The organism is Bacillus sp. AK128 (assembly GCF_053903075.1).
The window spans coordinates 2,338,182-2,359,633 of sequence record NZ_CP096379.1; the positions used below are offsets into that span (position 1 = coordinate 2,338,182).

General features: G+C 35.7%; 28 protein-coding genes. 7 read left to right on the forward strand and 21 right to left on the reverse strand.

The window, feature by feature from the left end:
• Window positions 1–64: 64 nt before the first annotated feature.
• Window positions 65–772, forward strand: coding sequence for a purine-nucleoside phosphorylase (deoD, locus tag M1D60_RS11610; RefSeq protein ID WP_456279309.1), 708 nt, complete (start codon window positions 65–67; stop codon window positions 770–772).
• Between the two features lie 190 nt (window positions 773–962).
• Here deoD and M1D60_RS11615 read toward each other — a convergent pair whose 3' ends face one another.
• Entirely contained in the window at window positions 963–2,354 is a 1,392-nt protein-coding gene (locus M1D60_RS11615) for an amidase (protein ID WP_456279310.1), read from the reverse strand.
• Between the two features lie 260 nt (window positions 2,355–2,614).
• On the opposite strand from M1D60_RS11615, the gene M1D60_RS11620 reads away from it, so the two are divergent.
• Both M1D60_RS11620 and M1D60_RS11625 read left to right on the forward strand, forming a co-directional pair.
• Entirely contained in the window at window positions 2,615–3,403 is a 789-nt protein-coding gene (locus M1D60_RS11620; RefSeq protein ID WP_456279311.1) for an LAGLIDADG family homing endonuclease, read from the forward strand.
• 2 nt (window positions 3,404–3,405) lie between these two features.
• Window positions 3,406–3,777 carry an rRNA methyltransferase gene (locus tag M1D60_RS11625; protein ID WP_456279312.1) on the forward strand — a complete coding sequence of 124 codons (372 nt, stop codon included), beginning with the start codon at window positions 3,406–3,408 and terminating at the stop codon, window positions 3,775–3,777.
• 196 nt (window positions 3,778–3,973) lie between these two features.
• Here the strand turns inward: M1D60_RS11625 and M1D60_RS11630 are convergent, their stop codons facing one another.
• Window positions 3,974–5,074 (reverse strand): BsuPI-related putative proteinase inhibitor, encoded by a 1,101-nt coding sequence (locus tag M1D60_RS11630; protein WP_456279313.1) that lies wholly within the window; start codon window positions 5,072–5,074, stop codon window positions 3,974–3,976.
• 160 nt (window positions 5,075–5,234) lie between these two features.
• Here M1D60_RS11630 and M1D60_RS11635 point away from each other — a divergent pair, with 160 nt between their 5' ends.
• Window positions 5,235–5,456: a hypothetical protein gene (locus M1D60_RS11635; RefSeq protein WP_456279314.1), complete on the forward strand. Its 222-nt coding sequence runs from the start codon at window positions 5,235–5,237 to the stop codon at window positions 5,454–5,456.
• Between the two features lie 119 nt (window positions 5,457–5,575).
• Here the strand turns inward: M1D60_RS11635 and M1D60_RS11640 are convergent, their stop codons facing one another.
• Window positions 5,576–5,896, reverse strand: a complete 321-nt coding sequence (locus M1D60_RS11640) for a TIGR04104 family putative zinc finger protein (protein WP_456279315.1) — start codon at window positions 5,894–5,896, stop codon at window positions 5,576–5,578.
• Window positions 5,897–6,018: 122 nt separating this feature from the next.
• Window positions 6,019–7,152, reverse strand: a complete 1,134-nt coding sequence (locus M1D60_RS11645) for a zinc-dependent alcohol dehydrogenase (protein ID WP_456279421.1) — start codon at window positions 7,150–7,152, stop codon at window positions 6,019–6,021.
• A gap of 154 nt (window positions 7,153–7,306) precedes the next feature.
• Between M1D60_RS11645 and M1D60_RS11650 the strand changes: the two genes are divergently transcribed.
• On the forward strand, window positions 7,307–8,377 hold the full coding sequence (locus M1D60_RS11650; RefSeq protein WP_456279316.1) for a DUF3900 domain-containing protein: 1,071 nt from the start codon (window positions 7,307–7,309) through the stop codon (window positions 8,375–8,377).
• Between the two features lie 43 nt (window positions 8,378–8,420).
• Here the strand turns inward: M1D60_RS11650 and M1D60_RS11655 are convergent, their stop codons facing one another.
• The 16 genes from M1D60_RS11655 to M1D60_RS11730 form a co-directional block, all read right to left on the reverse strand.
• The gene (locus M1D60_RS11655; protein ID WP_456279317.1) at window positions 8,421–8,813 is read right to left on the reverse strand and encodes a DUF3592 domain-containing protein; all 393 of its coding nucleotides are present in this window, start codon (window positions 8,811–8,813) and stop codon (window positions 8,421–8,423) included.
• Between the two features lie 6 nt (window positions 8,814–8,819).
• A complete protein-coding gene (locus tag M1D60_RS11660; protein ID WP_456279318.1) occupies window positions 8,820–9,710 on the reverse strand; it encodes an MBL fold metallo-hydrolase in 891 nt (296 codons plus the stop codon).
• A 251-nt stretch (window positions 9,711–9,961) separates the two neighbouring features.
• The gene (locus M1D60_RS11665; RefSeq protein ID WP_456279319.1) at window positions 9,962–10,510 is read right to left on the reverse strand and encodes a GNAT family N-acetyltransferase; all 549 of its coding nucleotides are present in this window, start codon (window positions 10,508–10,510) and stop codon (window positions 9,962–9,964) included.
• A gap of 18 nt (window positions 10,511–10,528) precedes the next feature.
• Entirely contained in the window at window positions 10,529–10,924 is a 396-nt protein-coding gene (locus tag M1D60_RS11670) for a nucleoside 2-deoxyribosyltransferase (protein WP_456279320.1), read from the reverse strand.
• Between the two features lie 13 nt (window positions 10,925–10,937).
• The gene (locus tag M1D60_RS11675; RefSeq protein ID WP_456279321.1) at window positions 10,938–11,354 is read right to left on the reverse strand and encodes a VOC family protein; all 417 of its coding nucleotides are present in this window, start codon (window positions 11,352–11,354) and stop codon (window positions 10,938–10,940) included.
• The gene (locus tag M1D60_RS11680; RefSeq protein WP_456279322.1) at window positions 11,351–11,539 is read right to left on the reverse strand and encodes a hypothetical protein; all 189 of its coding nucleotides are present in this window, start codon (window positions 11,537–11,539) and stop codon (window positions 11,351–11,353) included. Before M1D60_RS11680 ends, M1D60_RS11675 begins: the two co-directional genes overlap by 4 nt.
• Window positions 11,540–11,559: 20 nt before the next feature.
• On the reverse strand, window positions 11,560–12,105 hold the full coding sequence (locus M1D60_RS11685; RefSeq protein ID WP_456279323.1) for an HD domain-containing protein: 546 nt from the start codon (window positions 12,103–12,105) through the stop codon (window positions 11,560–11,562).
• Window positions 12,106–12,169: 64 nt separating this feature from the next.
• On the reverse strand, window positions 12,170–12,655 hold the full coding sequence (locus tag M1D60_RS11690) for an SAM-dependent methyltransferase (protein WP_456279324.1): 486 nt from the start codon (window positions 12,653–12,655) through the stop codon (window positions 12,170–12,172).
• 16 nt (window positions 12,656–12,671) lie between these two features.
• Window positions 12,672–13,316 carry a pyridoxamine 5'-phosphate oxidase family protein gene (locus M1D60_RS11695; RefSeq protein WP_456279325.1) on the reverse strand — a complete coding sequence of 215 codons (645 nt, stop codon included), beginning with the start codon at window positions 13,314–13,316 and terminating at the stop codon, window positions 12,672–12,674.
• Window positions 13,317–14,009: 693 nt separating this feature from the next.
• Entirely contained in the window at window positions 14,010–15,473 is a 1,464-nt protein-coding gene (locus M1D60_RS11700; protein ID WP_456279326.1) for a DUF4153 domain-containing protein, read from the reverse strand.
• Window positions 15,474–15,528: 55 nt separating this feature from the next.
• The gene (locus tag M1D60_RS11705) at window positions 15,529–16,146 is read right to left on the reverse strand and encodes an HAAS signaling domain-containing protein (RefSeq protein WP_456279327.1); all 618 of its coding nucleotides are present in this window, start codon (window positions 16,144–16,146) and stop codon (window positions 15,529–15,531) included.
• A 1-nt stretch (window position 16,147) separates the two neighbouring features.
• Window positions 16,148–16,474, reverse strand: a complete 327-nt coding sequence (locus M1D60_RS11710) for a PadR family transcriptional regulator (RefSeq protein WP_456279328.1) — start codon at window positions 16,472–16,474, stop codon at window positions 16,148–16,150.
• 122 nt (window positions 16,475–16,596) lie between these two features.
• A complete protein-coding gene (locus M1D60_RS11715; protein ID WP_456279329.1) occupies window positions 16,597–16,860 on the reverse strand; it encodes a hypothetical protein in 264 nt (87 codons plus the stop codon).
• A 96-nt stretch (window positions 16,861–16,956) separates the two neighbouring features.
• Entirely contained in the window at window positions 16,957–17,127 is a 171-nt protein-coding gene (locus tag M1D60_RS11720) for a hypothetical protein (protein ID WP_456279330.1), read from the reverse strand.
• A gap of 265 nt (window positions 17,128–17,392) precedes the next feature.
• A complete protein-coding gene (locus tag M1D60_RS11725) occupies window positions 17,393–17,977 on the reverse strand; it encodes a VanZ family protein (RefSeq protein WP_456279331.1) in 585 nt (194 codons plus the stop codon).
• Window positions 17,978–18,111: 134 nt separating this feature from the next.
• Window positions 18,112–19,107 carry a Gfo/Idh/MocA family protein gene (locus M1D60_RS11730; RefSeq protein ID WP_456279332.1) on the reverse strand — a complete coding sequence of 332 codons (996 nt, stop codon included), beginning with the start codon at window positions 19,105–19,107 and terminating at the stop codon, window positions 18,112–18,114.
• A gap of 354 nt (window positions 19,108–19,461) precedes the next feature.
• Here M1D60_RS11730 and M1D60_RS11735 point away from each other — a divergent pair, with 354 nt between their 5' ends.
• Complete coding sequence (locus M1D60_RS11735; protein WP_456275077.1) at window positions 19,462–19,749, forward strand: hypothetical protein; 288 nt, start codon at window positions 19,462–19,464, stop codon at window positions 19,747–19,749.
• 119 nt (window positions 19,750–19,868) lie between these two features.
• Entirely contained in the window at window positions 19,869–20,918 is a 1,050-nt protein-coding gene (locus tag M1D60_RS11740; RefSeq protein ID WP_456275078.1) for a M42 family metallopeptidase, read from the forward strand.
• A 95-nt stretch (window positions 20,919–21,013) separates the two neighbouring features.
• Here the strand turns inward: M1D60_RS11740 and M1D60_RS11745 are convergent, their stop codons facing one another.
• Window positions 21,014–21,451: a branched-chain amino acid ABC transporter substrate-binding protein gene (locus M1D60_RS11745; protein WP_456275079.1), complete on the reverse strand. Its 438-nt coding sequence runs from the start codon at window positions 21,449–21,451 to the stop codon at window positions 21,014–21,016.
• Between the last annotated feature and the right edge of the window lies 1 nt (window position 21,452).

Here is a 21,452-nt window from a genome sequence, read left to right on the forward strand (position 1 = left end):
ATTTTTTGTTACAAATAATCCAATACTATACGAGTAAATAAATTCGATTAGATGGAGTGTTGAAATGAGTATACATATTGGTGCAAATAAAGGCGATATCGCAGATAAGATTTTATTACCAGGAGATCCCTTACGCGCTCAATTTATTGCTGAGAACTTTCTTGAAAATCCTGTGAAGTATAATGAAGTGAGGGGAATGCTGGGCTTCACAGGAACCTATAAAGGGGAAAAAGTATCTGTTCAGGGAACTGGTATGGGAATTCCTTCAATCTCAATTTATGTTCATGAGTTAATAAATGAGTTTGATGTGAAGAAATTAATCAGAGTAGGTACTGCCGGAGCATTTCAAGATGATGTGAAAGTAAGAGACGTTATATTAGCCATGAGTGCTTCAACAGATTCAAACACAAATAAGAACGCTTTTCATGGACTAGACTTTGCTCCGACTGCGAATTTTAGTTTACTCAAAAAAGCACATGATGTTGTTTCTCAAACAGGAAAAAATGTTCATGTTGGTAACGTGTTTACGAGTGATCTGTTTTATGATTCAAATGAAAATTTTATCCCTGCGCTTAGGAAACATGGATCGCTTGCTGTCGAAATGGAAACCGCTGCTCTTTATACGATCGCAGCCCGTTACAACGCACAAGCACTCTCAATTTTAACTGTCAGTGACCACCTATTAACAGGAGAACTCACCTCATCAGAAGAGAGACAAGTAACCTTTAAAGAGATGATTGAAATCGCTTTGGATACGATTATTGAAGGGTAGATTTAAGATTTGAATAAATCAAGAATTATGCCAAACTTGGTTTGATATTCGCTATCGAACCACTTTAATAAAGAAAAACCTTGCAAAGTTAAAGAACCTTGCAAGGTTTTTTAATTTATCTATACTAGCTACTAAAATATTGGTTCACGTCTATGATGCGTCGCTTGTTCATACGCAAAGGCGTACTTTATCAGTGAAGATTCACTAAATGGTCTACCCACAAATTGTAATCCAGCTGGAAGTTTTCCATAACTGTACCCCATGGGAACGGTAAGAGCTGGAAAGCCAGTAGGGGGCTCATTTGATAGCTATTATTTCCATGTGGGCTTTCCAAGTCACCTACTTTTCGAGGTGGATAATTCCACGTCGGAAAAATAATAACATCTACATCTTGATCTGCCATTGCCTTTAAAATAGCCATTCGGTAGATCTCGCGATTAACTTGAGACTTGTAGTAGTCTGGATCTTCCATAGGTGGTAGCTTTACAGCTTGACCGTACTTTAATCCTTCTTCAATGGAAGGATGGTATTTCCCGGATTCAATGATCTCATCCAATGATTTGACAGGAGCATTGGTACCAAGAGTTTCCAGGTAGGCATTAATATCTGTTTTCATGGTGAATGGCCCATTTGTTTCTTCAAACAATTTCTCTAAATTGGGGATATAGAAGTCATCTACAACTTTAGCACCATTCTTTTCTAAGTCTATAATTGCTTGTTCCATTAGTTCTTTCACTTCTGAATCAATTTTGTCATCAGGGAAATATTGACGCAGAACACCAAATTTGGCTTCTTTAAGACCGTTTGTATCAAGGAAATCTAAGTAGCTCTCAGGCATATTTCCGATGCTTTTTGCTGTAACGGGATCTTTTGGATCATATCCAGCAATAGCATCCAATATAATTGCTGCATCAGTCACAGTTCTAGCAAGCGGTCCTCCAATGTCCTGATTCAGAATAATCGGAACGATCCCATCACGACTAGTTAGTCCCATTGTTGAACGGATACCTACTAAACTAGTATGTGAACCAGGACCTCTAATTGAGTTCCCTGTATCTGTGCCGAGCCCAACTGCGGCAAAATTAGCTGCAATGGCAGCTGCTGTTCCGCCACTTGAACCTGCAGGTACCCTTTCTATGTCATAAGGGTTGACGGTCGTTCCAGCAATGGAGCTAACCGTTTCATTCGGACTAAAGGCAAATTCGGCCATATTGGATTTTGCGATGATAACGGCACCTGCCGAGCGAAGCCGTTCGACTTGAAAGGAATCATCCGGTGGAATAGATCCTTCAAGAGATTTAGAGCCTGCGGTTGTCGGCATGTCGTATGTATCATAATTGTCTTTTACGATAATAGGGGTTCCATGTAAAGGTCCTCGGGGGCCGGTTTGTTCTCGTTCTTGATCAAGTTTAGCAGCTGTTTCGAGTGCATTCGGGTTAATAATAGTTATGGCATTTAATATAGAGTCATATTTTGCAATTCTGTCCAAATATAATTGGACAAGCTGCTTGGAAGTGATCCTTCCTTGATTCATAGCCTCCTGTAGTTCGAGAATGGTGGCTTCTTCAAGCTTAAATGACATTGAAATACCTCCTTAGTGTAGGGATAAGGTTTGAGAAGGATAACTAAATCTTTTTATTATTTAGTATATGATAGATTGATTGAGTATCATAGTAATACTAGAATGTTTAACATAGTTTTGACATTAATATATTTCACGGTTTATAGATAAGTGAAATATTTAGTGGCTTTTACCGAGAGAAAAAGATATGGACTACATTTGGTTTCATTTGAAATAAGAACTAATGTTCGATATAATAAATGAAGAGGGGAGGAGTTTTTTTGCCTAGAAATCCAGGGATTACTGATCAAGATATTATAAAGATGTACAAGAATGGTGTTAATTTTAAGGAAATGTGTCAAATTACAGGAATATCTGACCGAGCAATTCGAAATGTTTTGTATAAACATGGAGTAAAAATGAATCGTGAACAATCGTCTGGTCAACCTAGAAAACATAGTGTAAACGAAAACTTTTTTAAGATATGGTCCCATGAAATGGCCTGGATACTTGGATTAATAATAACTGATGGTTGTATAAATAAAGATATAAATAGTATTACTTTAACTCAAAAAAATGAACAAATTTTAAAACTTGTAGCAAAGTATATGGATGCTGATTATGTTTTAGCACCAATCAGAAAAACAACCCAAACTCCAACTTTAATTATTAACTCAAAAGAAATAAAATCTGATCTTGGAAATTTAGGTGTCAAAGCAAGAAAATCGCTAACCATAGAATTCCCAACGATACCAGTAAAGTATTTGCCTTCATTCATTAGAGGTGTTATAGATGGAGATGGTTGGGTACAAAAAACTGGTTATGTTATGAATATCACTACTGGCAGCCATGCTTTTGCAAAGGGATTACTTTCTGTCTTTAATTCTTGGCATTTACGATCCGAAATTACTGTCGAAAGTAGTAAAACAGGTAATGTTATATATCGCGTATGGGTAAAGGGAAAACATGTCCTTCCTGAGTTAGGAAAAATTATTTATAATGAGTCTATTGAGCCTTACTATTCTTATAAAAAAGAATACATGATGCAAAGATATAATAAGGAGAGATAAATATGTGGAAATCCATAAATGGCAGATTAGTTCATACAATAGATGAATCAAGAGTTAAATTTAGAACAAATGTCAGCAAATCTACAATAGAATATCTAAACCAACTAGCTTTAGAACATAATACCCATGTAAATTATCTTATTGAAACAGGATTACAAAAAGTTCTGGAGGCTGGTGTTATAAACTTTAGTAAAGACACAAGACCAAAGGATAGAATCCAATACAAGACTACATATGATAAAGGGTTATTGGAAGATGTAAAAGAATTTGCAAAGAATCATGATCTTTATATAAATGATGTAATTGAATATAGTGTTAGGTATATAGATCTAACAAAAATAAAGAAAGCTAGTTTTAGACATCGAATTGAATAAAGGGGTGAGTAATTAAGTTTTTAAATCTTCTTTCTTTTAACGCCCCCGACATAATATATATTATGAGAACCAATAAAAATAAACCAAAAACCATCTCACAAACAAAAGTTTACTAGGATTTTGAGACGGAAATATCAATTTTATATAATCCAAACAAAAAAACTCTAGATCAACTCTAAAGTTTTTCGCTTCATTACTATTGAAATGGCATCCATAATACTCGCCAAACATTCTGCTCATCTTTTTCCATTTTAAATTGAAGCATTTCACCATCTAAGCCAAATTCAATATTTACACGAGTATCATCGACTGGTACTACCGTAAATTCTCTCACTTGATCTAATCTTTTCATAAAAGCATCAATATTTTTTACATTTGATTCATTTTTCGATTCAGCTACATATTGGTCTACTGGTAGATTGTCTTGATCTACAAAATGGAAATAATATAATTTCTCAAAGTCTTGACCAGCCTGTGTATACATATAAAGCTTAAAGATTTGAAAAGGTTGTAGATTTGCTAAATATGCTGAATCCTTTTCTTTATTTAAATTAAAATTATCAGATAATTCAACTAACTTATCATCTAGTACTAACACAGACTCTTCTAATTCAATGGTTTGTGGTTGTTCTGTAATGAATTCTTGTATGACTTGTTGCTTGTTTTCGTTTACAGCATATAAGAATTCAACATTAGTACCATCATGGATAAATTGAAGCTGTGATTTTGCAGCATCTGATAATTGATAAGCTGATGTTGTTCCATTCACCTCAATTTCGACAGAATGAGAATCAATCACTCCAATCAATGTTCCAGCAGCTTGTGTATAAGAATGTTCTATAGTTAAATCCATCATAACTTTTGCTTGTTCTTCTTTTGCAGTTAAAAATGCTTCTACAACGTAGTTCCCATTTTCTAAACCAGAGAAGACGAATTCCTTTTCTAATAGATCACTTGGTTTCAAAGTTAAATTTTCGATTGCTTGTGTTGACATAAATTCATCTGAATACTGATAAACCTTATTTCCTTCTTTGTCATAGACGATAACATCTGCCTGTAACCCACTTGTAAAAGTAAGTGTTTGATCCTCACCAGATATATTTTCAACCTTATAAACTACTTTTACTTGGTTATTTTCTTCTCCTGCTTCAATATATGTTTTATATATCGTCTGTACCTCTTCTTGGCTCTCGCCACCCTGGTTCCCTTGAGTTGTTCCTTCAACAGCACCACAACCACTTGCTAGCAAGAGTGTTAATGCTGAACTTACAATAAGAATAGCTGATTTATTTAGCATTGTTCTAACCCCTTTTAATAAGTTAATTGATTGTTTTCAAAAGGTTAGACGGTAAGTAATAAATATTGTTACAGGATTATTAATATATTTTTTACATTTTTATACTATTTTAATAAAAAACAGTTATAATAAGATTCTAACAAAGAAGGAGTTGATTTTGATGGCTAAATCTAAAGCCAAGAAAATCCGTGAAAAAAATGTTCGAGAAGGGAAAAGAAATCCCGAGGCTAGTCGAAGTCCATTTGCTCATCTAGACCTAACAACTAGAAAAACGAAGACTAAAAAGGATTTATTATATCGTTGTAAATACAAGAACCACAATTCCAAAGACGGAAATGATGGTTCTTTTACTTTTAATTCAACAATAATTCAATCATCTTAAATTCTTCTACTAAATGACTTCTAACTATTCTTACCACTCGCTTTCTCCCCTCCTACTTTCAATTATACTTTCATGAATATAGCCATAAAAAAAGTAACCTCTTCCCTTATTAGGAATGGTTACTTATTTAAAACTCTGGCTTCTTTCTTTTGAGGTTCAAGCTTATATTTGACCATAAAAGGAACAAATAAAGAAATAATAAATCCTATAGTAAGCATGATCATTAACTTAGGAATAAGTGATAACCCTGCAAAGACCTCTCCAAATAAAAGCATAGGTAAAATAATTAAGAGTGATACAAAAGCTTGAGATCCATGTGTAACCCTATGCTTCACTTCACACTCCTGGCATATTAAAGGTTTGTATGCTTGCCAAATATTTTTAAAGATGCTCGTCCATTTAAATCGATTTCCACAATTAGTACAGATATGATTGTTCATCTCTTCACCCTATCAAAAGCATTTAGTATTACTTTATCATAGATGACATATCTAGTAATGATATAATCGTAAATAACTGTAATTACCATTAAAAAAACCGCTCAACTGAACGGTTTTTGTTGCTATGGTTTTAAAATAACCTTAATACAATCATCTTCTCGACCATTAAATATTTTATATCCGTGACTAGCCTCATTTAAATCGAGTCTATGTGTAATAATGTCCTTTGGGTTGAACTCTTCTTTTGTTATTTTTTTATATAGTTCAGGCATTAGATGAATAACAGGAGCTTGACCCATTTTAATTGAGACATTTCTAGAGAAGAATGCACCTAACGGGAAATTATTATAGTTAGCACCGTAAACTCCCGTTAATTGAACAGTTCCGAATTTACGAACAGCTTTCGTAGCAATTTGAATGGCTCCAAGTGTTCCACCCTGTAGCTTAAGTTTTTGCTCAATGAATTCAAGGGGTGATTTTTTACCATCCATCCCTACACAATCGATGACGACATCTGCCCCGCCTTGTGTAATTTCTTTAATATGTTCTCCCATATCAGGGTATTCGGTAAAATCAAATGTTTCCACTTTGTTTGTTTTCTTAGCATGGTTTAATCGATAACCTAAATAATCAATGGCAATGACACGCTTTGCACCTTCCATCCAGGCAAACTTTTGTGCCATTAGTCCAACAGGTCCACAACCTAAAACAACAACCGTATCCCCTTTTTTTACACCAGCATGTAGGACACTCCAATAAGCAGTTGGAATTACATCACTCAAAAATAACAAAGATTCATCCTCTAACTCACATGATTCGGGTACTAGAAAAGGAGTGAAATTACCATAAGGAACTTTTAGATATTCTGCTTGTCCACCTGGGTGATCACCGAATTTTTCAGTGTATCCAAAATAACCTCCGGAATCATAATGAGGATTAGAGTGATCGCATTGGCTCTCCATTTCATGTTGGCAGTAGAAGCATTGACCGCAGGAAACATTAAATGGGACAACCACCCGATCTCCTTTTTTTACCTTTGTAACAGCTGGGCCAACTTCTTCGACAATCCCCATAGGTTCATGACCGATTATGTAGCCGTTTGGTAGTGGCATATTTCCTTGATATAAGTGTAAATCGGAACCGCATATGGCAGTAGATGTAATTTTAACTATGATATCATCGTGTTTTTCAATTTTTGCATCCTCGACTTGTTTTACCTCAACATTGTTTGGACCTTGATACGTTACAGCTTTAATTGTCCACACCTCCATCTATTATTTAAAGATAGTTTTCTTCAAATGTAAGTTTTTTACTCTTTGTATTAGGAAAATATTTGTTTTAAATTGACTAGTCTCTTCACCTCTCCTATACTTGGTTAGGTAAATTTAAGAATATAGGTGGAAAACAAAAATGGATTTCCAAATCAATTATTTATCGTTCTATGTGGTTAAAGTTGAAGGAAAAGGGGAATTATCCCAAAAAAGTTATAAGCATTTTAAGACATTAGATGCTACTACATATGAATACAGTGCACTTAAGGATTTCTTAGATGGAGAGCTAGCAAAAATAGTTAAGCGTAAGGTAGAACGACATCCTAAAACGGACCAAGTTCCAACTAAACTGGGGTATTTTGTTACAGCTGAGGGGCATGAGCTAGATTCTAATCCAAACTTCAATTTGTTTCAGCGTGTTAGGTTTGCAGACTCTCTTGATAAGTTTAGAGACGAAGGTGAAAAATTTGTGGTTGCCTATACAGAAGCAAGTGCAGTACGTGAAGGAGTCTTTATAGTAGTAAATGCAAAACTCACTAAATTTTTTAACGACCCATTTGTGTTTATTATGAAATGTGACTTTGAGCCAAAAGTTGCTTCGATATCTGACGAGTCTACCCTAATTCGGAATGTTGAGATGGCTATTACCACTAAAAACATGAAGTCTATCCAATATCCTTATATTCCGGAAGAAGGTATGGTTGAAGTAAGTGAAGTTAAACTTCACCAGTCCTCTCACGCCCGCTATTTTGAAGACTTTTTAAAATATGTAGACTACAGAGAATCCATGCCTGAAATTGTTAAATCACAGGTGTTAGGTATGGTTAAGCAGCATATTGAAGAGTCATATGATCCTGAAAGCGAAGTTCGTGAAAAGTTTGAATCTGCAATGGAGGTATGGGCTTCTAGTCCAAAGCGTGAGCTACAAGAAAGATTTTCGACAGAACAAGTGATCGAAGCCGCTTCACAGATTACTGAGCATACTCCTGAAATCGGGCTGAGTCTAAAGCTTGATCATCTCCAAGTGAAAGGAATGCTTTCTGACTTTGGTGAAAATGTTCATATCGCTAAGATCAATGGACGTTATGTGATTCTCCTCGAAGGTGATTCGATCATGTTTGAAAAAGGATATTCTCCGTTAGAATTGTTGAAGCCTGATGATCTTCATCATGTAATTGAGAAAATACAGTCTAAAAATAAGCCAGAATAAAGAAGAAGGTCTCCTTACTTACCTTCTTCTTTATTATATATGTCTATTGAAATAATTGAATCGTTCCAATTAGAAACCAAAACGCTCCAAACACAACGGAAAATACTCCCTTTCCCCAGATAGCTGACCAATTATTGATAAGTAATTCTTGTTTATTTTTCTTCATATAGGATCTTACTTCAACAAGATCCCCTACTTCAAATCGATGTTTATCATAACCCATCATCGATTTGAACACTTTTTTTTGTTGTTCAAATTCATCGTAATATTCGATGACTGGAAAATATGCTGTAGTTCTTGAAACAGGTTCCTTACTTAGTTCAATGATCTTACCTTGAACGACCGATGAGTGTTTGACATACTTTTTGGTTAAAAACAGATTAAATATACCGTACAATAAGATTGATACACCGATTAGTAGAGTAACTGCTTCCATCGTTACCTACTTCATTGAAACAAGCGCACCATCTGACGTGTAAACAGTAAGTCCTAATCGCTTTAAATGTTTTCTAATCCCGCTTCGCTCCCATGTTTTAAAGATGGGAACATCCAAGGTATTTTTCGGATAAAAAATACCTATTTCTGTTAACTCTTCAAACGATAGTCCCTTCTGCACATACTGTTCAATCGTTTCATCCCGCTTTTCAATGATTGATAAGTATTTTTCCATCTCTTCTGTAAATTCTTGTTTCGTAAATATTCCCTTTTGGTGACCTGTAATATAAGTAGATGCATCTAGATCAAGCAGTCGTCTACCAGACTTTATAAATTCCTCAATGTTACCATCCGTCCCGTTGTACCATGGACCAAACGAAGTCATATCATAGTCACCTACATATGCAACACCTAAATCTGGGAAATAAGGAGATCCGAGTCCGCTTGTATGTCCTGGGGTGTGAAGAAACTGGACCTTTATTCCTCCGAATATATAATCAGTCTCATAGTCATAGGTCCCAGAAATTTCGCCAATACTGTTAATCCACTTTTCTGGCAGATTATTTTTCCACATCTCGATACCAGCTTGACCCCACTCTTGGTAGATTCCATTTGATTTCGCAATCCCATCAATCGTCCTAGCCGTTTTAAACTCAATGGGATTAATCCATTTTTCTGCATGTGGAAATAGATAATTATGTTGGGTATGGTCGGGATGATAATGCGTATTCATGATCAATTCAATTCCGAATTGATCATGAACTTTTAGTAATGAGTCAGGATCTGCGCCAGAGTCAAAAAGTACTTTCTCTGGGCAATCGAGATATAAACTCCTTGAAAAAGGGACTTTACTATATTTAGGACCTTCTATAATGAGCAAAGGGCCGATTCTTTCCAATCCAATCACCTCGTTAAAGCTTTATTATTTTACAAAAATATATTTTGAATGAGTATTCATTCATTATAGCACACTTCAGCTATTTTTTTAACGATTGTTTTCGTTTATTCCTCATGCCTATACTACAAAATAAAAAAGACCCCTAATGGGTCAAGTCTAGCAGGCTTAGTTATTTAACTTTCCTTCCACTAACAGGACAGCCTGACTGATGTTTTTCTTTATAAATGGCTGCTTCCACACACCTCTTAAGGTTAGACTGTTTTGTTCCATTCTGATGCAAGCATTCCGTATACAATGTGGTCGACGTAATGATCGTAAAGAAATTCTGCATCACGAATTTTCCCTTCTTGCACGAAGCCGAGTCGCTCTGGTAAAGCTCGACTTTTGTTGTTTCCTTCTGCCACTCGGATATCCACTCTGTTTAGGTTTAATTCATAAAAGGCATAATTAATCATTGCTTCTACAGCCTTAGTCATAATTCCTGAACCTTGATATTCTTGATCAAGCCAGTAACCCACATAGGCAATCTTTGTATTCCAATCGATTTGATTAAAGCTAGTAGTTCCTACAATCTCGCCTTTATAAAGGATAACTGTAGTCAAACTTCGATGTTCCGAGTAACCCGATCGAGTTGATTTTATAAAGTTTCTTGTATCCTCAACTGAAGTAGTGCCATCTAACCAACCAAGCCATCGTCTAAGGTGCTCACGAGAACGGTCAATTAACTCGAATAGACGTTCGGCATCCTTTTCCTCTGCTATCTTTAAAGAAATTTGTTCGTTAATTGTATATAGAAACATACGCTCTCCCTTCTTTCGTTATAGGTTTTCTTCCTGTGAAATGATAAAGCTTATAAAGGAATCTAACTCACCAATAAATATCTTTACTTCAGGGACATGATAAAAGGTGCTAGTTACGCTCGGATTAAATACTTCTTCGGTGGCTGAATAAAGATAAATTCTTTTTGAAAGTCCTAATGCGATTCCGAGTTCAATATGTGTTCCTTTTCCTCCAGGTAAAATCACTACAAGAAAGTCTGACGCTTTTACGGCTTCTTTTTCCTGTTGGCCAATTTCTTTAAGTTGTTCAAGTGTTTCCGCTCTTCCGTTAATCGTCCAATCATATGTATGAGTATACCCCTTTTCCTTTAAACGGTTTGATACTCTTTTAACGTTCTCCTTATTAGTAAATCCTGATGCTACATAGAATTTCAAGATGACACATCTCCTAAGCTTGTACAGATTTTTGTTTGTATGTGGGACTTAATTCACTCCAAACATCAAATATATTTCCATCTGGATCATGGAAAATAAAGTTGCGCCCAGCATGTCCACGGTTTTCGATTTCACCAACCGTTACGCCTGACTCTACTAATTTCTTGTGAAATGTTGTAAGCTCATTTAATCCATCTACTTCAAAGGTCATCGAAAAGCGTTTATTTCCATAGGAATCTATGAAATTAGAGCTTTGTTCAGAGAGTGCTTTAACTAAAAGTATGCTCATGTTTGCTAGATTTAAAATGGATTTATCTGTATCTTTATAGTTTACTTCCGCTGCAAGTTTTTTTACGTACCAATCAGTGGAGGCTTCTAAATCGGTCACAGGTAAATAAATGGTTCCTATTCTAACAAGTGTCCCGTTCATATTGATTTTCCTCCATTATCTATTTCTTCTATTAATTCCTTTTCAATTTCTTCATCAGTAAGCTGGGGGTACTTTTCTTCATATATTCCAAGTTTCCTCTGTATATCATCTAATTGGTTCTTAATGACATGTAGACTATAAACTAGATAAATTATAATTAAAAAAGATAAAAAGCTCCAGATCATCTCGGGCCCCCTGTACGTAATTACTCGAAAAAGTCATGAACTAATTTTTGATAGTCCCTAAAAAACTCCGGAATCTCATCTTCTTTAAGATTTTCAAATAAAGCATTTGCAATATTGGTATAATACCAAGCTTGCTTTTCTTTCCCTCTTTTAAAATATGACCATATTTCATCTGATGCTTCATTAGAAGCCTTTATTAGACTTTTTAAATTATCAAGTTTATCTGCTGCAACTAAGCATTTCACATCGAAGCTTGCTGTCTTTACTGTGTCAATTGTATGTTGTTTTCGTTCTTCCCATGTTTTTGATTTATCCTCCGTATTTCCTGCGACAATTGTGGCGACCTTTTCACCAAATGTCTCTCGGATAGTAGCGAGGGTAATTTCAGTATCCTCCACTGTATCATGTAAATATCCTGAGGCTACAACCTCTTCAGACAATCCAGCTTGTTGAAGGATGGTCGCTACTGCTTCGGGGTGAATAAAATAGGGTTCTGTTGATAATTTTCTTGTTTGTCCAGCGTGCGCCTTACTTGCTAATTCCTTAGCTTTTTGAATCAATGTCATGTCTCATCCTCCTTCATTATTTAATAGTGGGTTGATGCAGGTTTTTGTATCTAGGTGATGTACATTACTTAGAGTATGGTGATTTTAGATAATACCTTTCCATTAATTCACTAGCCCAATCGGGTTGCTTAATATCACCTATTGGACCAAATTCCTTCATATATGGCTTTATATCAAGGATAGGTGTACCAACGATTGCATCAAGAGCCTGAACTGTTATTTGCATCCCAGCCACTTTTAAGATTCTACATCGAGATAAGCCTAAACGGTTGGGTCTTGCTTTTGGGCGTTGAGCAAAAATACCGACCAGTGGCCAGTTCTTATTATTTCTTGGATGACGAGCTGTTAATTCTATTTGAAGTTCATCGACTCCATGCATAAAATAGATCACTTCTAAATGAGAAAAATCGTTCAATCCGAGTAGTACGTCAGAGGAAAATTGATTAGGATCTATTTCTATTATTGAGATCTCCTCACCCCAATGATCATCCTCAATTTGCTCTCTTCCCGCTATGACCTTCCCAATTGGCTTTAAGGATACCTGTTCCATTTATATCACCTGACTCCTAATATAGTCTTTTTGAATAGCTTTCCTCTAATAGGTCATTGATTGAATCTACTGTCAAATCAACCTTATTTACATGATCCTTCATAATTTCAGCCATAGACGGTAATTCCTGTCGATTTGGCCAGCTATTTGGATTCCATAGATTAGAGCGTTTAAATGCTTTGGCACAGTGCATAAAAATTTCTTCTATCTTTACCACAATTCCGAGCTCTGGAATTTTATTTTGAGCCTTCATTTTTTCAAGCCAATCCTGATCCTGAATAATAAATGCTGTTCCATTAATTCGTAGTGTTTCCTCCATACCAGGGATCATAAAAATCAAACCGATATGTGGGTTTGAAAGAATGTTATATATTGAGTCTGCTCGTTTATTTCCTGGTCTTTCAGGAATGATTAGGTGGTGGTCATCGGCAATGTAGACAAATCCCGGAGCATCTCCTCTTGGTGAAGCATCACAGCTTCCATCCTGATTAGAAGTGGAGATGACTAAAAAGGGTGAGTGCTTGATTAACGTTTTACAATGCGAATCTAATTTATGAATGACTTTATTACCTGCTAGTTTACTAGGTTCACCTAAAAGTAAACGAAGCTCTTGTTCAGAGGTTACTAGTTCGTTAAAATGCAATTTTGTTGAGTGGGTCATGTATGTCTCCACCTATCTTTTTTACTTCATTTTACCATAATTTCCTAATATTCAAAGGCTGTTTTCGTATAGATTGTTTTTTTATAAAAATCCCAAAAGCCGGATTATTACCTTAGTATCAAGATCCTTGCTATACATCAAGAAAGTTGCTCTTTTCTAATCTCTATCCAATTTTACTTAAAATACTGCGTTGTACAGCCAAACTCAATGTCACAAAAGCAACAAAGTTTTAGAAAAGAGCCTATTCAAATGGCCATATTAATATTTCCTGGCACTATCTTTCTTCTAAAAGAATAAAAGAGGCTGGGACATAAGATTTCAGTTAGTGAAAAACCCGAACAATTAGGTGATATTTTGATGTATCTTTCACCTGCTATTGCGGGTCTTTTTTCTGTTACTTTTATTGATTTGTTTATAATTGCATTATTTTAAAAAACTAGTGGAATGGAGCGGAAGACGTCGACTCCTGCGGGAGATAGAGGAAAGGCTGAGACCCCACAGGCGTAGCCGAGGAGGCTCAGATTCCTCCCCGCGGAAAGCGAGCGGCTGCAGCGCAATGGAACAACCCTGTTTTACCAGCTTAACTGGTTTATAAGTATGAAAAAAACGAAAACAGTTTTATATTTGATAGGTAGACTAATTTTGAGATTATTCGTCTTTGAGACTGGGGTATTGGGTTTTGTCCAAGCTTCCTCATCTTGACTCCTTTAATAATTGGTAAGCTTTATGGCTAGACCAATTCCACTCTTGCCAGTCATCCTGCCTGATTAACAAAGTCTCTTGTTTATAAATTAACGAGGGAATGGTCATGTTTCCAGACTCTTGTAATTGAATTAAATAAGGAATTACATCATCTGAAAGCACTCCTATGTATTCTAAATCAATCTTACCGCTTTGTTCATATCTAGCTATATTTTGTTCAATAATGAATACATCAATGTTCAAGTAATTTAAACCAACATAGAATGTTAGTGATAATAGGACAAAGATTTTTAACAACGGAAGCTGTTTTAACCAAATTCGAAGAAAACTACAGATTAATAGAATTAACAGTAAGATCATAAATGAATGAGCCAGTACCCTTGAGTAAGTAAATCCATATGCTTCTTCGTAGAGTGATAAGCGGTAAAATGCTGAAAACAGGATCGCAGCTGTAAAAACTACGAGAAGACTTAATAAGAATCGGATTATTGTTTTTGAGAACGCTGATTGTTGGTTTGTTTTATAAACTATGAAAAGAAGAATGGTAAAGTTAATCATCGAAACAATAGTTAATTCAGCAAATCCTCTTCTTGCGTATGTTGCGTAGGAATAAGAATTACTTATATTTGCCGGATTAACATCAAAGAAATAAGAAAACTGACTGATCATATATAAAATATATACAAAATTAATAAGGGTGAGCACCGTACCAATGATCACCGAATTAAAATAACCGTTGTTTTTAGCTTGGACTTCATTCATTTCAAAGTTCGCGTTAAGCTGTAAGGAAAGAAAATAGCTAAATAAACTTAAAGATATAAATAAAATGATGAATGATTGAACGAGGATGGACCCCATCGATAGCTTGGTAAACCATACTGGAACTTTTATTATCATAGAAAAGAAATTTTCATCAGATGACATTAATAAAAAGGTAACAAAGACCAGAATGGGTGCGGAAATGATGATTCCAATTAGAATACTTTTTAAATGTTCATATTTATGTCTTTTATCATCCTTTACGATTAGTTTTCCTAAGAATGGGAAGAGTCGACTTAAAATTTTTATGCTATAGGAAATGGTAACTCCAAGTTTTGCAATCATAATTGGTTTTGCCCATTCTCCACTTTCCCCTTTTTTGAGAAGAAAAGTGTGGTATAAAAATAACAGGGGCAATAGGAGAATATTAAAAAAGCGAAACATTTCATTACTAAACAATGCAAACGTAATTGAAAGTAATAGAATGATAATGAAAAAGAACCAGCCTAACTTTCTTTGGTTTCGAATTAACTCAGGATATTGTCTAAAGTATATAAAATAAAGAATAATGGTATAAATTGGAACGGAGATTCCTACTGTTTTTCCATAGAAAAAGTAGTGAAAACATAAGCCAGACAGAAAACAAAAAAGTAACAGTATTAAAGTTTGCTTTTGATATAAAAGTTTTTCAATCATGTTCAAACCCCTTTATACATAGTATTTCTAGGTATGTTATTAAAAAAACGGGTCCCTAGAGAGACCGAGATATTCCAAGTCGATAGGCTAAGCAGCAGATTGGATACACTAAAAGTGTAAAGAGCACACATACTATTACAAACATTGGAGTTAACAAAGGTGAAAAGATGTCAGTTGGAATCCAGTTATAGAGGGTTAACATCATTAATAATAGGTTTGGGATCATGCTTAGTAAGACCGTCTTAGTTAGTAACCCACTGCCTTTTAAACCATAAGACCTTCCAATTTCAAAACCAAGAAAGATCCAAAATAGTAAATAGCCTCCCATAATGACAGGTGCAACTTCCACGAGACGGTTCCATACAAGGTCAGCGATTTTTAAATCAGTCACATGATAGGCTAGTGTTAACAATGAACCAACAATAAAAAATAGGCTATTGATTCCTAGGAAGAATGGGACTACCCATTCTTTTTGCAAGGCAGTGTTCTTACGATATGCCTTAGCAATGTCAGTTGGGTCACCAAATCTTCGAATGACCGTCTCCTCTGTTTCTTCCCTAATAGCCTCTTCGATGTGAATTTCCCATTCTGTTAGTATTTCTACTTTATTGACAGATGATGGGAGTGATTTTTCAAGCTCTTGTAAAAATTCTTTTTTAGTTGTAAGGTTCATGTTAACTCCTACCGATAAAACCTTGAATCATATTCACAAAGTGATTCCATTCCTTTGTTTTATGCTCAAGTATTTTTTGACCTTCATTCGTAATTTTATAATATTTACGAGCGGGTCCCTTTTCTTGCTCTTGCCAATAAGCTTCTACATAGCCCTTTTGCTCAAGTTTATGTAGTGCGGGGTAAAGAGTTCCTTCTTTCACCTGAAGAGCATGCCCACTTTTTTCTTCCATTTCCTTCACGAGCTGGTAGCCATACATATCCTGCTGTTCTAAAAGCTGAAGTAAGATTAACGATGTACTTCCTTTCACAAGCTCACGATCAAACATTCTATCACCTACCTAGAATTATTAGGTATTAATAACCCATATTTTAACATATCAATTCTATAATGCAACTCCTATATTTCGACAGTTAGATCACAAAACTATAAAGAAAAAGCAACTGAGGATTATTCAGCTGCCCTTTTATCAGATTTAGTTAATGTATACTTGATGGTTGCTACAGTTCCAACTCCGTATAATGCGTATTTTAAACCAATAAGGAAAATATCAAAAGAGAACTCCTTATATTCAAACATCGCAAAAGCGATCCCCAACACAACTCCTGTTATAGGTATATAACGATTATGTATACCAGTAGCCTGACGAATGGCGAAAAGTAAAACAGCTAATCCCACATATGCCGTGAATTCCATCCCCATCAATGATTCCATGCTCATCCCCTCCTACTTAAACCTATGTACAAATGTGATAAACGATGACAAGCTTAGTAGGAATCTATAATGGTTTTATAGAAATGCTAGTGCCAATTAATTGTTCTCATTTTTAATACGTTGCTTATATATTTTCTTAAGTGTTGTGTTTATGTTGTTGAGGCTTAATAAAATAAACCCTAGCATAATAAATGTAACAATCTCACCTGTAAAGAAAGAGACTACACCTAAAATTAGAAAATAAAATGCATACCACCAATTGCTCATATAAATTCCTCATTTCTTTTTGACTAGTTATACTAAATTTCTTCAACGATTAATTTCGAGGCTGTGTTAAACCTTGGTGTGGATTTTCGTTACAGGATACTCGCTTTCCGCGGGGCGTGCGGTGAGCCTCCTCGGCTTTGCCTGCGGGGTCTCTCCTGTCACGCTGCTCCCGCAGGAGTCTCGCACCCTTCCACTACAATCAACTCTGTTTAAAATTCAACATTGTACTTTAACAGAGTCAATTTCTAAATATAGAAAATATCACTTATTTAATCTTTATCACCCTTCCAACAACTCCTGAAAGAAAATATCCTAAGTAAATTCCGATAAGGTTAAGTAACAAATCATCAATATCTAAACTGCCACGGTGAGAGAACATCTGCAGTAATTCAATGGTAGAGATGATTAAAACGGGAACGATATACATGGTTCTCTTTCCTAGTGAGACTAGAAACGGAATAAATACACCGAAAGGAACAAAGAGTGCTACATTAGCGGCTAAATTATAGAAAGCTACTAAAAAAGAAGGTTCTTGAAAGAGGAAATAAAAAATGGTCTGAAACGGAATGAGGTTGAAATGATTATAGCTTTGATTGGATGGACGAAAGAATAACAAAATCAACAGTCCGACAGAATAAAAGAACAAACCAATACCTATTAGTCTATAATCTAAAAAGATCACAATCCTCTGGAAATAGTAAGCGATAAAAAGAATCATCCCAGTCAAACACAGCCATATTACCGGTATAACAATTGGATGTAAATAAGTAGTAAGCTTCCACCAAACTGAATAGAGTGATAGAAACAGTATTTGAGAGCAAATTATCCCCCATATTGTGGCTCTCTTCATAAAAGCCTTCCCTTCCTACACCATGGTAAAAAGGAGAGCCACCATTATGAATCGCTCTCCTTTAAAAATGGCTGTTTTTCGTATAAATTGTTGCCTTAGATAATAATCCTAAAAGCCGGATTTTTACCTCCTGACTATTTATATTGCTCGACTAGATACAGACCGTTTGGTAATTCAGGATTTTTAAAAGCTTCCAACACTACTTGAACATTATATCCCACTCTGAAATCATATAAATTTGCATTATTGCCTCTAATTGCGTCAATTAAATGATCGAATAATGATCCAACGTTCATTCCTTCAGTAGAGATTTGCTCGTATGGCTGCCCCACTTTTCCACCTTTTAAGGTTCCCCAGTTTTCAAGTAAAAGAGAACCTTCTGTACCATGAACCATTAGTTCCACCTTTTCCTGACCTGGTATTTGACTAATTCCGTCCACATTTACAGTAATTCCATTATCAAGCGCTAATTTAGCACTTACACTGTTTTCGCAAAGTGTATCGTCTTCGGGATAAGTAACTTCACCTTGTATAAAGTTTATTTGTCCGAAATTCTTTTGAATAAATTGAATCCAATGTGCACCGACTTCTAATATATAGCCACCTTGCTCTCGTTTACCAACCCAGCTATTTTTCTGCCATACGCGTGGCCATTCAGGGAAATGAAGATTTAAATCTATTCTTCTAATAGATCCAATATAACCTGTCTGAATGAGATTCATCATTTTGTACATCTGAGCTTGATAGTTGAGTGGAAAATTCATCATATGTATAAGTGATGTGTTCTCTACTGCCTTTACCATATTCGCTGCCTCTTCTAACGAGTTAGCTAATGGCTTTTCACAAAGGATATGGACTCCTGCTGCGATTGTATCTAATGCAACCTGTTCATGAAATTTAGGTGGAACAGCAATATAAACAAGATCCATTTGCACCTTTTCTAATAATTCTTTGTGTGAGGTAAAATAGTTTGGGATCGAGAATTCAGTAGCTACCTGGTGAGCCAATGTTTCATTTGCATCACACACCGCCACTACCTCAAGTTGTTCACTGTATTGCTCTGCTATAGGCTTTAACATTCTATTTCCAATTGCCCCAAGGCCAATAATTCCTAGCTTAATTTTATTCATGATTAAAATTCCTCCCTTTCCTTTATTTTACCTAGTTTTTGCAATTGATGCTAGAATAAGACCCCTAGTAGAAAGAAAAAACACTAGACTACACTAGTGGTCTATTTATCAATGGGTTAGAAATATAAAAAGTAGTCCCTTTTCCAAGTCGACTCTCAATATTCAGTTATCCCTTATGATGTTCGATAATGGTAGCTATAACAACTTGAGTAAGTCCTATAAAGAAACATGAAAAAATGAACTTAAAAAGCTTAAAATATACTAAAACAGGGCGATGGTCTAGTCCGCTTTTGCCGTAGTTACATAGTCTAAATGGAAACAATAATTTATAAAAGTTTGAGAGGAGACAACAGGATGGTAAATCAAAGAAGACCATTTGGCTATGGTGGTTTTGGACCAGGCTTTGGTCCAGGTTTTGGAGGCTTTGGACCCGGAATTGGCGGCTTCGGTCCCGGCTACGGATATGGATTTGGACCCGGAATCAGACCTGGTTTTGGATATGGGTTTGGCCCAGGTTACGGTGGTTTTGGACCATTTGGTGGTCCATTAGGAGCTGGATTACTAGGCCTTGGTTTAGGATTTCTAGGTGGAGAGCTTCTAGAAGGGCCGTACCGTGGTTATAGTCCAAGAAGATATTATTAGTAGTAAGCAGGCCACAGTTGTTGTACTGTGGTCTTTCCTTTTTCACCGTATATCGTCATCCTGATTATTTGGATGTATAATAACCTTATAGAGTAGTCTAAAATTAGGGGGAGTTTATAATGCCAAAAGTAAATACTGAGGAAACAATTGAATTAATTAAACAACTTGTATCAATACCAAGTCCATCAGGTAACACAGATGAAGTCATTACATATGTGGAAGGATTTCTATCAGAACTTAATGTTGAAACGAAAAGAAACCGTAAAGGCGGCCTCATTGCAACGATACAAGGAAAGAATAAAGACCAGCACCGCATGCTTACCGCTCACGTGGATACATTAGGGGCTATGGTAAAAGAGATCAAACCAAGTGGTCGATTAAAGATTGATTTAATTGGTGGTTTCCGTTATAACTCCATCGAAGGTGAATATTGCCACATTCAGACTTCAACGGGAAAGAAATATACGGGAACAATCCTTATGCATCAAACTTCTGTTCATGTATATAAGGATGCCGGAAAAGCAGAGCGAAACCAGGATAATATTGAGATTAGAATTGATGAGAAGGTTCATAGTGCAGCAGAAGTTCGTCAGCTTGGTATTGAAGTCGGTGATTTTGTCTCCTTCGATCCTCGTGTTCAAGTACTTCCAAATGGATACATAAAATCTAGACATTTAGATGATAAAGCAAGTGTTGGGATCCTTCTTCAGTTAATAAAAGAAATTCAAACAGAAAGTATAGAACTTCCCTATACGACCCATTTCTTAATTTCAAATAATGAGGAAATTGGTTATGGAGGAAACTCAAACATTACTCCTGAAACGGTTGAGTATTTGGCGGTTGATATGGGAGCAATGGGTGATGGTCAATCAACAGATGAATATACTGTCTCCATCTGCGTAAAGGATGCAAGTGGACCTTATCACTATGAATTCAGGAAAAAACTTGTCCAACTTGCAGAAGAAAACGGAATTGGATATCAATTAGACATCTATCCTTATTATGGTTCAGATGCTTCAGCCGCAATCCGTTCTGGACATGATATTGTTCATGGATTGATTGGACCTGGGATTGACTCTTCACATGCATTTGAACGTACACATAAGGATTCGATTGAGAATACAGCTAAGCTACTTTTTCACTATGTTCAATCAAAAATGGTTTTGTAAGTTATAGAAAAAACGACCCGCTTGGGAAAAAGCTCCAGGCGGGTCGTTTTTTTAGAGTTAATTCTAAATAATTTGTCAGGTAAAAAGTGTCCAAATTATGCTTCCTCATCTTCCTCTTGTTCTCTTTTCTTTCTCATAAAATAGACAAATGAGAAAGAAAACAAGAAGCAAAAAAACAATACTCCACCAATTAATAAAGCATCTTTTATTGTTCCGTCCGGTGAAAATAAAGTCATCAATGCAAAGACGATTCCGACTGCTAATGAAATTAGTATAGTTTGATAGTATGGCCCTTGCTTCTTTGTAGAGTGTGTATCATACTCATCGACAGATATTCGGATGTTCAAATAACCTAACAGAACGGACGTTCCTATAAATACTAACCAAAGCGGGTGGTCTGTAACCTGGTTGAAGCCTTTAGTAATCGCCTCAAAGATTAAAATCCCTATGATACAAACAGTCTGAAAAACAAAGGCGATCCTGATATTTTTTAGATTTTGCACAACTAATCGCTCGTCTTTTATCATTTTCATA